Raw genomic sequence first — 16,761 nt, forward strand, 5'->3', positions numbered from 1 at the left:
TCAGACGTCCGGCGCGAGTTCACCGGTGATCCTGGCGGAGGCCCGGCGGGCCTCCGCCCGCGGGTCCGCTCCGTTCAGCACCCGGGTCATGTACTCCTTGATCGGGTTGTCGGCCTCGACGTCGGCCCACTGAGGGGTGCTGGGGGTCGCCCGGCCGTGTGCCGCGCCCGCGGCCATGGCGGCGACCCCCTCCTCGCCCGCGACCGCGCTCGCCAGCGTGGTCTTGTTGGGCACGTAGTTCATGGTGCGGGCGAGTTCGGTGTCCCACTTGGCGCCGACGAGCGCCCCGACCACCGCCGTCGCGGCGAACTGGTCCTTGGTGTTGCCGGGGACGACGAGATCGGAGCCGCCGGTGAACACCGTGCCGGGACGCGCGGCGGTCTTCCCGGGCACCGGGAAGAAGCCCAGCTTGTCCTTGAGTTCCGGGTTCTGCCGCACGATCGACTGGGCGAGCCCCGGTACGGCGACGATCTGTGCCACCTTGCCGGCGGCGAACACCCCGGCCTGGGGCGGGTGTTCCTCGTCGGCGTCCACCGGGCCCCGGCCCAGTGCCTGCAGCCGCCGGTAGAAGTCCATGCCGCGCAGCGCGGCCGGGGTGTCGAGGGTGCCCTCCCACTTGTAGTCCTTCTGCCGGGCGAGGTCGCCGCCCTCGTCCCAGATGAACCCCGAGAGGGTGTACCAGTCCTGTCCGGCGAGGTAGATCCCCTGGTTGCCGCCGGAGTTGAGCTTCCCGGTGTCGGCGAGCCACTCCTCGCGGGTCTGCGGCGGGCGGGTGATGCCGGCCGCCTCGAACAGGTCCTTGCGGTAGATGACGACGCGGTTGGCCGCGTACCAGGGGATGCCGTACTGCGCGTTGCCGTCGTTGCCGGGTTCGGCGAGGCCGGGCAGCCACGTGTCCTTGTCCCAGTCGCGCATCGACTCCAGCGTCAGGTCGGCGAGTTTGCCGCCGTCCGCGTACAGCGGCACCTGGGTGTTGCCGACCTCGATGACATCGGGACCGTCTTTGGAGCCGCCCTTGAGGGCCGCCCGGACCTTGTCGACGATGCCGGTCCATTCCTGGATGCGGATGTCCAGGCGCAGGTCCTTGTGGGTGTGTTCGAAGTCGGCGGTGAAGCGCCGGAGGAACTCCTCGGAGGCGCTGTCCTTCATCAGCCACACGGTGACGGTCTTGCGTTCGTGTTGGCCCGGGAGCATCCCGCAGGCGCTCACGAGGGAACCGGTGACACACACGAGGGCGAGCAGACGACGTCTCACGAGGGGTCCTCTTCTGTCTGGCCAGGGGGTGCGGACAGGGGTCGGGAGCCCGACGTGGGGGGACGAGCGGCGGCGCTCGTACGGGTGTGCTGGATTTTGGTATGGACCAATGCGGAGGTCAAGGGGCGGGCCGGGCGGGGATGGGGCACGGTGGAGTACGGCGTGACACGAGAGGAGCACCCTGATGTCGAACCACACCTACCGGGTCACCGAGATCGTCGGCACGTCGCACGAGGGGATCGACCAGGCCATCCGCAACGGCATCGCCCGTGCCGACCAGACCCTGCGCAACCTGGACTGGTTCGAGGTGACGCAGGTGCGCGGGCAGATCGAGAACGGGCGAATCGAGCACTACCAGGTGGGACTGAAGGTGGGCTTCCGCATCGAGGACCAGACCTGACCGGCGCCGGCCCGTTCCCGCCTCAGGTGCGGCCCTCCCGCTCCTGAGCCTCCTGAAGCGCCTCGGACTTCGCGGCCCAGCGGGCGCGTACGACGGTGAACCCGGCGCGCTCGGCGTCGTCGCAGACCAGTTCGTCGTCGTCCACCAGGAAGCGGATCTCGCGCTCCCCGGCGAGCCGGCGCAGGATCTCCAGCTTCGTGAACCGGGCGGGCCTGCGGTCGGCGTTGCCGCGCATGTACACACGCCCCTCCGGCAGCCCCTGGGCCGAGAGCCAGTCCAGCGTGTCGCGCCGGTACCGCTCGGGGCGGCCGGTGAGATACAGCACCTCGCAGTCGCGAGCGCTCTCCATGGCGAGCGCTATGCCCTCGGTGAGGGGCGGGTCCGCGGGCGCGGCGGCGAAGAAGCCCGCCCAGTTCTTCGGACGGGCTTCCAGGAAGTGCTGCCGGTGCGCGGTGTCGGCCAGGGTGTTGTCGAGGTCGAACACGGCGAGCGGACGCCTGGTGCTGTCGGTCACGGGGTCACCCTAGCCAGGCGCCGGCGCACCCGGGAATCCCCGGCCCGCCAGGGCGTTGAACCCTGTGTGAGCAGCACAGTGATCGCCCGGACCCGGTTCTCCGTCCTCGACCGTTCCCGCACCCGCGAGGGGCACCCGCCCGGCGAGGCGCTGCGGGACACCGTCGCGCTGGCGCGCGAGGCGGAGGCGCTGGGCTATCACCGTTTCTGGGTGTCCGAGCACCACGGTGTGCCCGGAGTCGCCGGTTCCGCGCCGACCGTGCTGGCCGCCGCGGTCGCCTCGGCCACCCGTACGATCCGGGTCGGCACCGGCGGGGTGATGCTGCCCAATCACCAACCCCTCGTCGTCGCCGAGCAGTTCGGCGTCCTGGAGTCCCTGTTCCCGGGGCGGATCGACATGGGGCTCGGGCGTTCCGTCGGCTTCACCGACGGGGTCCGCAAGGCCCTCGGCCGGGACAAGGAGGACGCCGAGGACTTCGCCGCACAGCTCGGCGAACTGCTCGGCTGGTTCGAGGGCGGGTCGGCGACGGGGGTGCGGGCGCGCCCGGCGGAAGGGCTGCGCGTGCCGCCGTTCGTGCTGGCCATGGGCGAGGGCGCGCGGATCGCGGCCCGTGCCGGACTGCCGGTGGTCATCGGCGATCTGCGGGGCCGCGAGAAGATGCTGCGCGGCATCGACCAGTACCGCTCCCTGTTCCGCCCCTCCCCCTGGGCGTCCGAGCCGTACGTCGTGATCTCCGGCACGGTCGCGGTGGCCGGCAGCGAGGCGGAGGCCCGGCGGCTGCTGGTCCCGGAGGCCTGGTCGATGGCGTACTCGCGCACCCACGGCACCTTTCCGCCGCTCGCCCCGGCCGAGGAGATCGAGACCCGCCCGATGACCACCAAGGAGCGCGGCTTCTACGAGGCCGGGCTCGCCGGGCACATCGCCGGCACCGGGGACCGGGTCGCCCACGAGCTGGAGACGGTGCTGAAGGAGACGGGCGCCGACGAGGTCCTGGTCACCACCAGTGGCTACGACCGCCCGGCCCTGCTGGACTCCCACCGGCGGCTCGCCGCCCTCTTCGCGCCGGGCGGCTGACCGGGCCCGAGATGCGAACGCGGCCCGGGCCGGTGACCCTGGGAGGGGAAGCCGCAAGCGACGAGGAGGGCTGCCATGTCCTTCATGGACAAGCTCAAGGGCATGCTCAAGGGTCACGAGGACATGGCCGACAAGGGCATCGACAAGGGCGGCGACTACATCGACCAGCGCACCGGCAACAAGTACCGGTCGCAGGTCGACGCCACGCAGGACAAGCTGAGGGACGAGTTCGGCACCCGGCAGGACCGGGACAACCCTCCGCAGTCGTAGTGCCCGAGGGCGGATAGAGTCTCCCCTCTATGCACAGCCCACATGATCCCTGCGTCCGGGTCCGCGGCGCCCGTGAGCACAACCTCAAGGGCGTCGACGTGGACATCCCGCGAGACGTACTGGCCGTGTTCACCGGCGTGTCCGGTTCGGGGAAGTCCTCCCTGGCGTTCGGCACGATCTACGCCGAGGCGCAGCGACGGTACTTCGAGTCGGTCGCCCCGTACGCGCGCAGGCTGATCCACCAGGTCGGGGCGCCCAAGGTCGGCGAGATCACCGGACTGCCGCCCGCGGTCTCGCTGCAGCAGCGCCGCGCGGCCCCCACCTCCCGCTCCTCGGTGGGCACGGTCACCAACCTCTCCAACTCGCTGCGCATGCTGTTCTCCCGTGCCGGGGACTACCCGCCGGGCGCACAGCGGCTCGATTCGGACGCGTTCTCGCCGAACACGGCGGCCGGTGCCTGCCCGGAGTGCCACGGGCTCGGCCAGGTGCACGGCACCACCGAGGAGTCGCTGGTCCCGGATCCCGCGCTGTCCATCCGCGAGGGCGCCATCGCCGCCTGGCCCGGCGCCTGGCAGGGCAAGAACCTGCGCGACATCCTCGACGCGCTCGGGTACGACGTGGACCGGCCCTGGCGCGAACTGCCCGCCGAGCAGCGGGAGTGGATCCTGTTCACCGACGAGCAGCCGGTCGTCACCGTCCACCCCGTCCGGGACGCCGACCGCATCCAACGGCCCTACCAGGGCACGTACATGAGCGCCCGCCGCTATGTGCTGAAGACCTTCTCGGACACCAAGTCCGCGTCGCTGCGGGCGAAGGCGGAACGCTTCCTGACCAGCGCGCCCTGCCCGGTGTGCGGGGGCAGCCGGCTGCGGCCGGAGGCGCTCGCGGTGACCTTCGGCGGCCGGACCATCGCCGAACTGGCCGCGCTGCCGCTGACCGACCTCGCCGCACTGCTCGACGGCCGCACCGAGACGGCCCGCGTCCTCACCGAGGACCTGAAGTCCCGGATCGCCCCGGTGGTCGAGCTGGGCCTCGGCTATCTGAGCCTGGACCGGTCCACCCCGACCCTGTCGGCGGGCGAGCTGCAACGGCTGCGGCTCGCCACGCAGTTGCGTTCCGGGCTGTTCGGCGTGGTGTACGTGCTGGACGAGCCGTCCGCCGGACTGCACCCGGCGGACACCGAGGCGCTGCTGACCGTGCTGGACCGGCTGAAGGCCGCGGGCAACTCGGTGTTCGTGGTCGAGCATCACCTGGAGGTGGTGCGCGGCGCCGACTGGCTGGTGGACGTCGGGCCGGGCGCCGGTGAGCACGGCGGACGCGTGCTGTACAGCGGGCCGCCGGCCGAGCTGGCCGGTGCGGAGGAGTCGGCGACGGCCGTGTTCCTCTTCGACGAGTCACCCGGCCCGGCGCGGGAAGTCCGCGAGCCGCGCGGCTGGCTGAAGGTGGGCCCGGTGACCCGGCACAACCTGCGCGGGGTGACGGCAGAGTTTCCGCTGGGTGCGTTCACCGCCGTCACCGGGGTCTCCGGTTCCGGAAAGTCCACGCTGATCGGCGAGTTGACTCAGGAGCCGGCGGGCGTGGACCGGCTGGTCCGCGTCGACCAGAAGCCGATCGGGCGCACCCCGCGCTCCAACCTGGCCACGTACACGGGCCTGTTCGACGTCGTCCGCAAGGTGTTCGCCGGCACCGAGGAGGCGGGGGCGCGCGGGTACGGGATGGGCCGGTTCTCCTTCAACGTGGCCGGAGGGCGCTGCGAGACCTGCCAGGGCGAGGGGTTCGTCAGCGTCGAGCTGCTGTTCCTGCCGAGCACCTACGCGCCCTGCCCGGACTGCGGCGGGGCCCGCTACAACCCCGAGACGCTCCAGGTGACGTTCCGGGAGCGGAACATCGCCGAGGTGCTCGATCTGACGGTGGAGGCCGCGGCGGAGTTCTTCGCCGACATCCCGGCCGCCGCCCGGAGCCTCGGCACGCTGCTCGACGTGGGCCTCGGCTATCTGCGGCTCGGCCAGCCGGCGACCGAGCTGTCCGGCGGCGAGGCGCAGCGGATCAAGCTGGCGAGCGAGCTGCAGCGCGGGCGGCGCGGCCACACGCTCTATCTGCTGGACGAGCCGACCACCGGTTTGCACCCGGCCGACGTGGAGGTGCTGATGGACCGCCTGCACGGGCTGGTCGACGCCGGGCACACGGTGGTCGTGGTCGAGCACGACATGACGGTGGTGTCCGGCGCCGACTGGGTGATCGACCTGGGCCCCGGCGGGGGTGACCGGGGCGGCCGTATCGTGGCGTCCGGCCCGCCGGAGCGGGTGGCGCGGGCGGCGCGCAGTGTGACGGCGCCCTATCTGGCGCGGGTGATGCCCTGAGCCGACGGCTGTCCAGCCCAGCCGGATGCCCGGGATTGCCGCGATCGCGCCCGGGGATCATCGATGGACCGGCGCCTACGACACGAGCACCGCGTGGGTCCAGGCGGGCTCCGGGTCGACGGGCTGGGCCGCTCGGGCGAGGGAGCGGCGGTCGGGGTGGGTGCCCGGTGGGATCAGCGGGCGTATCTCCACCTCCGCGATCAGGCCCCGGGTACGGGCCACCCGCCACAGGGAGGCGAGCAGGGTGTCCTCGCCGACGAACGCGGCGGCGGTACTGGCCGTGCCGCCCTGCTGCGTGTAGCGGAGCCGCACCGGCTGCACGGGGACGCCGGCGTCGAGCGCGGCCTGGAAGACGGCCCGGCGGAATCGGCCCTGGGCCCGCCCGCACCAGGTGCTGCCCTCGGGGAAGGCGGCCACGGCCGCGCCCTCGCGCAGTGCCCCGGCGACCCGGGCGACCGTCTCGGGCAGGGCGCGCAGCCGGTCCCGGTCGATGAACAGGACCCCGCCGCGCGCGGCCAGCGCGCCTGCCACCGGCCACTGCCGGATCTCGGTCTTGGCGAGCATCCGAGCGGGGCGTACGGCGGCCAGCAGCGGGATGTCCAGCCATGAGACATGGTTGGCGACCAGCAGCAGTCCGCCGGCCGGTGCGGCGGTGCCGGTGAAGCGGACCCGGACCCCCATGGCCCGCACGATCGCCCGGCACCAGCGCCTGACCCACTCGGCGGGGATCCTCCCGCCGAGCGGGGACAGCGCGATGCCGGCCAGCATCAGGACCACGACCGCGGTCAGCCGCAGCACGGCACGGGGTACGGCCGCGGCGGCCCGGGCCTGCTCCACACAGGCGCCCGGGGTGCAGGGCGCGCTGGGCAGCCAGACGCTCATCAGGCGGGCACGAGCGAGAGGAAGTGCCGCAGATAGCGCGGGTTCACCCGGCGCATCGACAGCAGCACGTACAGGTCGGCGACCCCGAAGTCCGGGTCGTGCGCGGGCTCGCCGCAGACCCAGGCGCCGAGGCGGAGGTAGCCGCGCAGCAGGGCGGGGAGCTCGCTGTGCCCGGCCGGGGCCTCGGCGTTCGGGGTCCACGACAGCAGCGGCCGTACCCGGAACTCCTCGGGGGCCAGGTGCTTGGCGCGTACCCGTTCCCAGGTGGCCGTCGCGAGGGCCCCGCCGTCGGCGAGCGGCACCGAGCAGCAGCCGGCCAGCCACTCGTGCCCGCGGTCGACCATGTAGCGGGCTATCCCGGCCCAGATCAGGCCGATGACGGCGCCGTCGCGGTGGTCGGGGTGCACACAGGAGCGGCCGACCTCGACCAGTCCGGGCCGGATCGGGTCGAGCGCGGCGATCTCGAACTCGCCCTCCGAGTAGAGCCGGCCCGCGACCGCGGCCCGCTCCGGCGGCAGCAGCCGGTAGGTGCCGACGACCTGCCCGGTGGCGGTGTCCCGGACGAGGAGGTGGTCGCAGTAGGCATCGAAGGCGTCGACGTCGAGTCCCGGCTGCGGCGTGGCCAGCAGGGCCCCCATCTCACCGGCGAAGACGTCGTGCCGCAGCTGCTGGGCGGCCCGCACGTCGTCCTCGTCACGGGCGAGGGTGACGGTGTAGCGGGTCGGTGCCGCGGGCTGTGGGGGGCGGTCGAGGGTGGAAACGCCGGTCATGGCTCTCTCCTGGTCACGGGCCGGTTCGGCGACGGCGGCGGGCCGGTGCGTACGACCCGCCTCTCCTGTTCTTCCGACGCCGGTTGGCCGGTACGTGACCTGTGCCAGGAGAGCGGATGTGGGAATGCTGAACGCCGGGGTCCCGGCGATCACCGGAAAACCAGACGGGGCCGGTGAGCACCACTCCCGGCCCCGCCCGTTCGCCTGTGCGACGAACGTCCTCGGTGCGGCCCGCGCTACCTCTTGCCCACCTTCCGGGTAGCCCTCAGCCACTCCTTGTTCATGTGGGTGATCGACACGAGCGGAATCCCCTTCGGGCAGGCGGTCGCGCACTCACCGGTCAGCGTGCACCCGCCGAAACCCTCCTCGTCCATCTGCGCCACCATGTCCAGCACCCGCGTCTCCCGCTCGGGCGCCCCCTGGGGCAGGACGCCGAGATGGTTGACCTTGGCGGAGGTGAACAGCATCGCCGCCCCGTTCGGGCACGCGGCCACACACGCCCCGCACCCGATGCACTCCGCGTGCTCGAACGCGAAGTCGGCGTCGGCCTTCGGCACCGGTGTGGCATGCGCCTCCGGCGCGGATCCGGTCGGCGCGGTGATGTAGCCGCCGGCCTGGATGATCCGGTCGAACGCGGACCGGTCGACGACCAGGTCCTTGATCACCGGGAAGGCCGCTGCCCGCCACGGCTCGATGTCGATCGTGTCGCCGTCCTTGAAGGACCGCATGTGCAGCTGGCAGGTCGTGGTGCGCTCCGGTCCGTGCGCGTCGCCGTTGATGACGAGGGAGCACGCGCCGCAGATGCCCTCGCGGCAGTCGTGGTCGAAGGCGACCGGCTCCTCGCCGGACAGGATGAGCTGTTCGTTGAGGACGTCCAGCATCTCCAGGAAGGACATGTCGGACGAGATGCCGTCCACCTCGTACGTGGACATGGCGCCTTGGGCGTCGGCGTTCTTCTGCCGCCAGACGCGCAGGGTGAGCTTCATGCGTAGCTCCGCTGGGTGGGGTGGACGTACTCGAAGACCAGGTCTTCCTTGTGGAGGGTCGGGGCCTCGCCCGTACCCGTGAACTCCCAGGCCGCCGCGTAGGAGAACTCCTCGTCCCTGCGGGCGGCCTCGCCGTCCGGGGTCTGGGACTCCTCGCGGAAGTGGCCGCCGCAGGACTCGGCGCGGTGCAGCGCGTCGAGGCACATCAGCTCGGCGAGCTCCAGGTAGTCGACGATCCGGTTGGCCTTCTCCAGCGACTGGTTGAACTCCTCACCGGTGCCGGGCACCTTGATGCGCCGCCAGAACTCCTCGCGGATCTGCGGGATGCGCTCCAGGGCCTTGCGCAGCCCCGAGTCCGTACGGGCCATGCCGCAGAACTCCCACATCAGCTCGCCGAGTTCACGGTGGAAGGAGTCGGGGGTGCGGTCGCCGTCGACGGACAGGAGCAGGTTCATCCGGTCCTCGGTCTCGGCCAACACCTCCTGGACCACCGGGTGTTCGGGGGTCACCGGGTCCTGGTGGGGGTTGCGGGCCAGGTAGTCGTTGATGGTGGCCGGGAGCACGAAGTAGCCGTCGGCCAGGCCCTGCATCAGCGCGGAGGCGCCGAGGCGGTTGGCGCCGTGGTCGGAGAAGTTGGCCTCGCCGATCGCGAACAGGCCCGGGACGGTGGTCTGCAGGTCGTAGTCGACCCACAGTCCGCCCATGGTGTAGTGCACGGCCGGGTAGATCCGCATCGGCACCTCGTACGGATCCTCGTCGGTGATCCGCTGGTACATGTCGAAGAGGTTGCCGTACTTGGCCTCGACCGCCCCCCGGCCCATCCGCTTGATGGCGTCGGCGAAGTCCAGGTAGACGCCCTGGCCGCCGGGTCCCACCCCCCTGCCCTCGTCACAGACGTTCTTCGCGGCGCGGGAGGCGATGTCACGTGGGACCAGGTTGCCGAAGGACGGGTAGATGCGCTCCAGGTAGTAGTCGCGCTCGTCCTCGGGGATCTGCCCCGGCGGGCGGGTGTCGCCCTTGGCCTTGGGCACCCAGATCCGGCCGTCGTTGCGCAGCGACTCGCTCATCAGCGTGAGCTTCGACTGGTGGTCGCCGGTGCGCGGGATGCAGGTCGGGTGGATCTGGGTGAAGCAGGGGTTGGCGAAGTAGGCGCCGCGCCGGTGCGCCCGCCAGACGGCGGTCGCGTTGGAGTTCATCGCGTTGGTCGACAGGTAGAAGACGTTCCCGTAACCGCCGCTGGCGAGTACGACGGCGTCCGCGATGTACGTGTCGATTTTTCCGGTGATCAGGTCACGGGCCACGATGCCGCGGGCCCGCCCGTCGACGACGATCAGGTCCAGCATCTCGGTGCGCGGGTGCATCTCCACGTTGCCCGCGGCGATCTGCCTGCTGAGGGCCTGGTACGCGCCGAGGAGGAGCTGCTGGCCCGTCTGGCCGCGGGCGTAGAAGGTGCGGGAGACCTGGACGCCGCCGAAGGAACGGGTGTCGAGCAGACCGCCGTACTCGCGGGCGAAGGGCACGCCCTGGGCCACGCACTGGTCGATGATCTCGACCGAGATCTGCGCGAGCCGGTGGACGTTCGACTCCCGCGCCCGGAAGTCGCCGCCCTTGACGGTGTCGTAGAACAGCCGGTGGATCGAGTCGCCGTCGTTGCGGTAGTTCTTCGCCGCGTTGATACCGCCCTGCGCGGCGATGGAGTGGGCGCGGCGCGGGGAGTCCTGGTAGCAGAACTGGACCACGTGGTAGCCCTGCTCGGCGAGCGTGGCGCCGGCGGAGCCGCCGGCCAGTCCGGTGCCGACGACGATGATCGTGTGCTTGCGCCGGTTGGCGGGGTTGACCAGCTTGGCCTCGAAGCGGCGCTTGTCCCAGCGCTCGTGGACCGGGCCGGACGGGGCCTTGGAGTCGGTGACCTGCTCGCCCGTCGCGTAGTTCACGTATTCGGTCATGTCAGCTCACCACTCCGGTCATGACGCCCACGGGTACGGCGATGAAGCCGGTCGTGAGCAGCAGCGCGAGGACGTTGGCGATGGTCTTCAGGGCGCGGTCGCGGGCGCGGCTGCCGACGCCGAGGGTCTGCGCGGCACTCCAGAAGCCGTGCCGGATGTGCAGGCCGAGCGCGAGCATCGCGACGATGTAGACGACGTTGCTGTACCAGTGGGAGAAGTCGCCGACGACGTTCTGGTACGGATGCCCCTCCTGGAAGTGTCCCGGGTGCACGGTGCCGGTGGTCAGGTCCAGGACGTGCCAGACGATGAACAGGCCGAGGATGATGCCGCCCCAGCGCATGGTGCGGGTGGCATAGCTCGCCCGGGGCTTGCTGTGCACGTACTTGCTGGGCCGCGCCTTGATGTCGCGGCGGCTGAGCTGGTACGCGGACGTGGCGTGGGCGGCCACGGCGACGACGAGGACGATCCGGATGAGCCAGAGCGTCCACTCGTAGTGCATGAAGGGTTCGCCGATGGTGCGCAGCCAGTGGGCGTAGTGGTTGAACTCGCCCGCGCCGAAGTAGATCTTCAGATTGCCGATCATGTGCGCGACCAGGTACAGCAGCATGATCAGGCCGCTGACGGCCATCACCGTCTTCTTGCCGACGGAGGAGTCCCACATCGTGCGCGCCATGGACGGCCGTCGGTCCGTCCGCGTTGCCAGAGCCATGGCAAGCACGCTAGGCGCGACGGGTCCGATCAGTCCAAGACATGGTCCAGCTCGTTTCCATAGGAGAAAGCTATCCTGGCTGGATGCAGTTCCAGCAGCTCCAGTATTTCGTCGCCGTCGCCGAGACCCGGCACTTCACCCGCGCCGCCGAGCTGGTGCACATCGCCCAGCCGTCGCTGTCGCAGCAGATCAAGGCGCTGGAGCGGGAGCTGGGGGCGGATCTGTTCCTGCGCGCGCGGGGCAACATCACGCTCACCGACGCCGGCGAGGCGCTGCTGCCGCTGGCCCGGCGGATCCTGGCCGACGCGGACACCGCCCGGTACGAGGTGCAGGAACTGGTGCAGCTGCGGCGGGGCCGGGTGCGGCTGGGGGCGACGCCGAGTCTGTGCACGGGCCTGCTGCCGGATGTGCTGCGCGCCTTCCACGACCGCTATCCCGGCATTCAGCTGCTGATCGAGGAGGGCGGCTCGCACGACCTGGTGCGGGGGCTGGCGCGCGGCGCCCTCGATCTCGCGTTGATCGTCCTGCCGCTGCCGACGCCCGCGCCCGCACTGTCGACGGTGGAGCTGCTGCGGGAGGAGCTGGTGGTGGTGTCCTCCCCCGAGGCGCCGGCCCCCGGTCGGGGCGGGCGGGTCGTGCACATCGCCGACCTGGAGGGCGAGCGGCTGGTGATGTTCCGGCACGGGTACGACCTGCGGGAGCTGACCGTCGCCGCGTGTCGCTCCGCCGGGTTCGAGCCGGAGTTCGCCGTCGAAGGGGGTGAGATGGACGCGGTGTTGGGGTTTGTCCGGGCGGGGCTCGGGGTCGCCGTGGTTCCGCGGATGGTTGCCACCCGGGCTGGACTGGGGCTCAAGGTGACGCCGCTTGCCCGCCCCGGGTTGCATCGGACGATTGCGCTGGCGCACCGAAGCGACGTCGCTCCGCCCCGGGCCGCGCGGGAGCTCCAGCGGATGCTTCTTGAGCGGTGAGGCTGGTTTCGCCCGGATTCGTCTGCCTGGAGAGCGCCGTTTCGGAGTGCGGGTGCGTGGTGGCTGATCGCGCAGTTCCCCGCCCCTCAGGGAACTGCGCTACCCCTCTTCGAAAGGCTCAGCCCGTTGCGTCCACCAAGGCCAGGTCGTGCAGTCGCTCCGGTGGGCCCGGCCTGGCGTAGTACCAGCCCTGGGCCGTGTCGCAGCCCAGTATCCGCAGCTGTTCGGCCTGGGCACCGGTTTCCACTCCCTCGACGGTGACCGCGAGGTCGAGGCTGTGGGCGAGGGTGACGATCCCCTCGACGATCTTCAGGTCGACGGGGTCGGCCGGGAACTGCTGCATGCCCCGGGTGAAGGAGCGGTCCAGCTTGAGGACGCGAACCGGCAGGCGGCGGAGGTTCGCCAGGTTCGAGTAGCCGGTGCCGAAGTCGTCCAGGGCGATGTCCACGCCCATCTCGGCCAGCCGGCGCAGGGGTTTGAGCAGATCGTCGTCGGCGCCGATGAGCGCGGACTCGGTGACCTCCAGGCACAGGGCGTCCGGTGCGACGCCGGCGCGCTCCAGGATGTCGACGGTGTCCTGCACCAGTCCCGGATGGCTGAGCTGGCACGGTGACAGGTTGACGTTGATGCGCAGGGGACCCGCTGCCGTCTCCTCGCCATGGCGTTCTCGCCAGGCGCGGGCCTGGCGGATGGACTCCTCCAGGACCCAGCGGCCGAGCGGGACGATCAAGCCGGTGTGCTCGGCGAGCGGGATGAAGCGGTCGGGGCCGAGGACGCCGTGCTGCGGGTGCAGCCAGCGGACGAGGGCCTCGGCGCCGCGGACGCTGCCGTCGCCGAGGTGGACGAGCGGCTGGTACTCGATGAAGAACTCGCCGCGTTCCAGGGCCGTGGGCAGGGCCGTCGTCAGGCCGTGGCGGGTGATCGCGCGGGCGTCGGCCTCCGGGTCGGCCAGTTCGGAGCGGTTGCCGCCCGCGGACTTGGCCCGGTACATGGTGATGTCCGCGCTGCGCAGGACTTCCGCGGCGGTGCGCTCGCCCGCCGGGCCCTCGACGATGCCGAGGCTGCCGCGCACCATCAGGTCCCGGCCGTCGATGCTGATCGGGGTGATCAGGGCGTTCATGATGCGCTCGGCGAGTTCGTCCACCGTGCGCTCGGTGCCGGGCCCGGTGGTCAGGGCCACGAACTCGTCGCCGCCGAGCCGGGCGACCATCTCGCCGGGCGCGGTCGCGCAGGACTGCAGCCGGTCGGCGACCTCCACCAGCAGCCGGTCGCCGGCCGCGTGACCGAGGCTGTCGTTGATGGTCTTGAAGCCGTCCAGGTCGAGGTAGCAGAGGCCGAAGCGCTGGCCCTCGCCCGCGTTGAGGGCCTTTTCCAGGCGCTCGAAGAACAGCGAGCGGTTGGGCAGGCCGGTGAGCGCGTCGTGGGTCGCCTCGTAGCGCAGCCGGAGGTTGAGCAGCCGGCGCTCGGTGGTGTCCTCCATGAGGGCGAGCTGGTACTGCGGTGCTCCGTCGGCGTCCCGCAGCAGCGAGACCGTCAGATTGGTCCACAGAACCGTGCCGTCGGGGCGGTTGAAGGCCTTTTCGAGGTGGTAGTGCTCGCGCTCGCCGCGGACGAGTTCGTCGTAGAGCTTCCAGGTCTGGGGCGCGTCCTCGGGGTGCACCCAGTCCTGCACGCGACGGCCGCGCAGGGCGTGGCCGGACTGCCCGAACATGCGCAGCAGCGCCTCGTTGACCTGGAGGACGTTGCCGTCGAGGTCGGCGATGCCGATCCCTATGGCCGCGCCCTCGAAGACCGCGCGGAAGCGGGCCTCGCTGGCGTGCAGGGCCTGTGCGACCACGCCCTGCGCCCGCAGTGCGGCCTGCGCGATGGACTCCTGCTCGGCGAGCGTGCGTTCGCGCAGCGCCCCGGCGTACCCGGCGGCCATCGCGTGCTGCAGGCGCGAGCAACGCATGCGTGGTTCGTCCTGGGGGCCGGCCTCGGCGCAGTACAGCACCAGATAGGCGTCGACGCAGTCCAGGGTCCGGGTCAGCGCTTCGGGGTCGGTGCAGTGCGCGCCGACCAGGGCGGCACCCACCGCCTTCGCGCCGTCCGCGTCGAAGCCCCGCGCGCGCAGCAGCTCGCTCAACCGGCGTGCGAGCGGAAGGAGTCGTTCCTCGAACTCCGCCCGGGTCAGCGATGTGGAGGTCACCGGGTAGACCGCCCGGCTCCAGATCGTCGTGAACCGGCGCAGTCTGTCCTCCGGCCCGTCCGGCTCGGCGCTCACGCCGTACGCCCCACGCCGGCGAATCCGGAGAAGGCGAACGGATCCTCGTCCTCCGGCGCCGACTCCGGCCGCCAGTGCGGCATGGGCACCAGTCCCGGTTCCACCATGTCGTACCCCTCGAAGAACCGCGCGATCTCGTCGCGCGAGCGCATGACCAGCGGGTTGCGAATGTCCTTGTATACGTCCATCGCGCCCGCCGCCCGCTCGGCAGGCACCGGGATTCCCTCGTACGAGGCATGGGTGAGGATCAGCAGGCTGCCGGGCGCGAGCGCGTCGCGCAGCTCGGCCACCGCACCGTAGGGGTCGTCCGCGTCTTCCACGAAATGCAGTATGGCAACGAGAAGCAGGGCGACCGGCCGGTTCAGGTCGATCAGTCGCTCCACCTGGGGGCTCGAAAGGATTTCCTGCGGCTTGCGCAGGTCCGCCGCGACCACGTCCGCGGCGTCGTTGTCCGCCAGAACGGCCTGGCTGTGGGCGACGGCGACCGGGTCGTGGTCGACGTAGACCACCCGGGCGCCCGGCGCGGCCGCCTGGGCCACCTCGTGGACATTGCCGAAGGTCGGGATGCCGGAGCCGATGTCGAGGTACTGGCTGATGCCCTCACCTGCCGCGAATCGCACGGCGCGGCGCATGAACGCCCGGTTGGCCTGCATGATCTTCGGCAGGCCCGGCATGAACTCCATCGCCTTGCGGGCCGCTTCCCGGTCCACCTCGAAGTTGTGCGAGCCGCCCAGGTAGTAGTCGTAGATCCGCGAGACGCTCGGCACCGTGATGTCGATGCTTCGTGGGGCCCAGGCGGGGCGCTCCATGTATCTCTCCAACGGTAGGGGACAGGGACAGCCGATCCGGTGTTCGAGCTGAGGCTACTGATCGCCCGCCAAAGGAGCGACCCAAAACGGAAATTGACCGTCCGTTCCCCGCCACTGCCTGCGGCAAGTGCCCGTATGACCCCGCTGTGTGATGGATTCCGGTACGCACAACGGTCCGCCCCCTCCGTGCGGTGCGGAGGGGGCGGACCTTCGGTGGCGCTCCGGGTCGGGCGGGGCGATCAACCCTGGGGAGGTGATCTAGTTGCCCGGAGCGCCAACCGGCTTGCCGTCGGGCGAGACGGCGTACCAGGTGCCGCCCACGCCCTGACCGTTGGTGTCGCCGGGGGCCTTGTCCCCGGAGAAGGTGTAGATCGGCCAGCAGTTGACGGTCATCTGCTGCACGCCGTCGGGACGGGTGAAGCCCATCAGGCCCTTCTTCTTGACGCCCTTGGTGTCCTCGGGCTTGACGATGCCGACGGCCGGCCACTTCTGCAGGCAGGCGCCGGTGCAGTTGGAGACGGACTTCGGCCAGGCCTTGTCCTTGAGGAAGCGGTAGACCGTCATGCCGTTCTTGTCGACGACGACGTCGCCCAGCTTGGGGTCCTTGCGGACGGACAGACCGGGCAGGGCCGCCAGGGAGGCCTTCTTGCCGTTCGGGGCCAGCGCGAACCACTTGCCGCCCACGCCCTGGCCGTTGACGTCACCGGCGTTGACGTCCTTGGCGTAGCGGTAGGCGGGCCAGCCGCCGATGGTGAGCTGCTTGGTGCCGTCGGCGCGGGTGACCTCGCCGAGCAGCGCCTTGTCGATGCCGGCACCGGCGGTGGCGTCGTCGGCGGGCACCGGCGGCCAGGTGGTGGCGCAGTCGCCGGCGCAGTTCGACTTGGGCGGATTCGCGGTGTCCTTGTCGAACCGGTAGAGGGTGAGGCCGGAGCCGTCGGTCAGCACATTGCCGAGGTCGGGGTTGGCGGCCACGGTCAGCTTGCCCGCGGGGGCGGCCGGGGTCGGGGAGCTCGAGCTCTGATTGCCGTCGGCGCCGTAACCGTTTCCCGCTCCGGTGCCGGTGCCGACACCGGCGCCGGTGGTCGGGCTGCCCGCGGGCGCGGTGGCCCCGACGTTCTGGGCCGCCGATGCCGGGGTGGTGCTGTTGTCCTGACCGCACGCCGTCGTAAGCGCCAGCACCGAGGCGGCTGTGGCCACCAGTGAGGCGGTCCGCCAGGAGGTCTTCATCTCCAACTCCCCATATTCGCCTGGTTGTTGCAGCGCCCTGCCGCGCCGCCGCACGGTCATGGGTACGCACCGAGGGGGGCGGAGCGTTCAACGGGGAGGGGAAGTTCTTCGGGAATTTCTTTCCGCGTCCTGTGACCTGCGCGGTCACCAAGGGCTCGTACGGGCGTACGTTTCGCACCAACGGGACTCCTTGCCGCGTCAAACCATTGTTCGCATCAAATCCCCCCTTAGGAGCAATCCAGGCGCACTACGGCGTACGACCGCTTTCCGCACCCCATGATCTTCGCGTGCATGGACCCGAAGTGACCCGATGCGCGCCCGCCGCACGG

Annotated in this window: 15 protein-coding genes; 5 read left to right on the top strand and 10 right to left on the bottom strand. The window is 71.1% G+C overall.

The genetic code is table 11. The features are described 5' to 3' along the window. On the bottom strand, nt 1-1,254 hold the full coding sequence (locus ACWC0C_RS05390; RefSeq protein WP_450861783.1) for an extracellular solute-binding protein: 1,254 nt from the start codon (nt 1,252-1,254) through the stop codon (nt 1-3). A 184-nt stretch (nt 1,255-1,438) separates the two neighbouring features. Between ACWC0C_RS05390 and ACWC0C_RS05395 the strand changes: the two genes are divergently transcribed. Further along, a complete protein-coding gene (locus ACWC0C_RS05395) occupies nt 1,439-1,654 on the top strand; it encodes a dodecin (protein WP_449196894.1) in 216 nt (71 codons plus the stop codon). A gap of 22 nt (nt 1,655-1,676) precedes the next feature. Here ACWC0C_RS05395 and ACWC0C_RS05400 read toward each other — a convergent pair whose 3' ends face one another. After that, nucleotides 1,677-2,168, bottom strand: coding sequence for a phosphatase domain-containing protein (locus ACWC0C_RS05400; RefSeq protein ID WP_450861785.1), 492 nt, complete (start codon nt 2,166-2,168; stop codon nt 1,677-1,679). Nucleotides 2,169-2,234: 66 nt separating this feature from the next. On the opposite strand from ACWC0C_RS05400, the gene ACWC0C_RS05405 reads away from it, so the two are divergent. The 3 genes from ACWC0C_RS05405 (at nt 2,235) to ACWC0C_RS05415 (ending at nt 5,872) form a co-directional block, all read left to right on the top strand. After that, nucleotides 2,235-3,242 (top strand): LLM class flavin-dependent oxidoreductase, encoded by a 1,008-nt coding sequence (locus ACWC0C_RS05405; RefSeq protein WP_450861787.1) that lies wholly within the window; start codon nt 2,235-2,237, stop codon nt 3,240-3,242. Nucleotides 3,243-3,317: 75 nt separating this feature from the next. After that, entirely contained in the window at nt 3,318-3,512 is a 195-nt protein-coding gene (locus ACWC0C_RS05410; protein ID WP_450861788.1) for an antitoxin, read from the top strand. A gap of 29 nt (nt 3,513-3,541) precedes the next feature. Continuing rightward, nucleotides 3,542-5,872 carry an ABC transporter gene (locus ACWC0C_RS05415; protein WP_450861790.1) on the top strand — a complete coding sequence of 777 codons (2,331 nt, stop codon included), beginning with the start codon at nt 3,542-3,544 and terminating at the stop codon, nt 5,870-5,872. A gap of 75 nt (nt 5,873-5,947) precedes the next feature. Here ACWC0C_RS05415 and ACWC0C_RS05420 read toward each other — a convergent pair whose 3' ends face one another. The 5 genes from ACWC0C_RS05420 to ACWC0C_RS05440 form a co-directional block, all read right to left on the bottom strand. After that, nucleotides 5,948-6,754, bottom strand: coding sequence for a lysophospholipid acyltransferase family protein (locus ACWC0C_RS05420; RefSeq protein WP_450861792.1), 807 nt, complete (start codon nt 6,752-6,754; stop codon nt 5,948-5,950). Continuing rightward, a complete protein-coding gene (locus ACWC0C_RS05425; protein WP_450861794.1) occupies nt 6,754-7,524 on the bottom strand; it encodes a GNAT family N-acetyltransferase in 771 nt (256 codons plus the stop codon). Before ACWC0C_RS05425 ends, ACWC0C_RS05420 begins: the two co-directional genes overlap by 1 nt. Nucleotides 7,525-7,760: 236 nt before the next feature. After that, a complete protein-coding gene (locus tag ACWC0C_RS05430) occupies nt 7,761-8,510 on the bottom strand; it encodes a succinate dehydrogenase/fumarate reductase iron-sulfur subunit (protein ID WP_449196887.1) in 750 nt (249 codons plus the stop codon). Then, nucleotides 8,507-10,456 (bottom strand): fumarate reductase/succinate dehydrogenase flavoprotein subunit, encoded by a 1,950-nt coding sequence (locus tag ACWC0C_RS05435; protein WP_450861796.1) that lies wholly within the window; start codon nt 10,454-10,456, stop codon nt 8,507-8,509. The genes ACWC0C_RS05430 and ACWC0C_RS05435 overlap by 4 nt, the downstream gene beginning before the upstream one ends. Nucleotide 10,457: 1 nt before the next feature. Further along, nucleotides 10,458-11,129, bottom strand: a complete 672-nt coding sequence (locus ACWC0C_RS05440) for a succinate dehydrogenase (protein ID WP_450862260.1) — start codon at nt 11,127-11,129, stop codon at nt 10,458-10,460. A gap of 119 nt (nt 11,130-11,248) precedes the next feature. Here ACWC0C_RS05440 and ACWC0C_RS05445 point away from each other — a divergent pair, with 119 nt between their 5' ends. Beyond that, complete coding sequence (locus ACWC0C_RS05445; protein WP_449196885.1) at nt 11,249-12,133, top strand: LysR family transcriptional regulator; 885 nt, start codon at nt 11,249-11,251, stop codon at nt 12,131-12,133. A gap of 118 nt (nt 12,134-12,251) precedes the next feature. Here ACWC0C_RS05445 and ACWC0C_RS05450 read toward each other — a convergent pair whose 3' ends face one another. From ACWC0C_RS05450 to ACWC0C_RS05460, 3 genes are all read right to left on the bottom strand, one after another. Further along, a complete protein-coding gene (locus ACWC0C_RS05450; protein ID WP_449196884.1) occupies nt 12,252-14,396 on the bottom strand; it encodes a putative bifunctional diguanylate cyclase/phosphodiesterase in 2,145 nt (714 codons plus the stop codon). Continuing rightward, nucleotides 14,393-15,205 (bottom strand): SAM-dependent methyltransferase, encoded by an 813-nt coding sequence (locus tag ACWC0C_RS05455; RefSeq protein ID WP_449196883.1) that lies wholly within the window; start codon nt 15,203-15,205, stop codon nt 14,393-14,395. The genes ACWC0C_RS05450 and ACWC0C_RS05455 overlap by 4 nt, the downstream gene beginning before the upstream one ends. 258 nt (nt 15,206-15,463) lie before the next feature. Next, nucleotides 15,464-16,432 carry an SCO0930 family lipoprotein gene (locus tag ACWC0C_RS05460; RefSeq protein WP_450861799.1) on the bottom strand — a complete coding sequence of 323 codons (969 nt, stop codon included), beginning with the start codon at nt 16,430-16,432 and terminating at the stop codon, nt 15,464-15,466. Nucleotides 16,433-16,761: the final 329 nt, after the last annotated feature.

Source organism: Streptomyces sp. NPDC001709 (assembly GCF_053596375.1).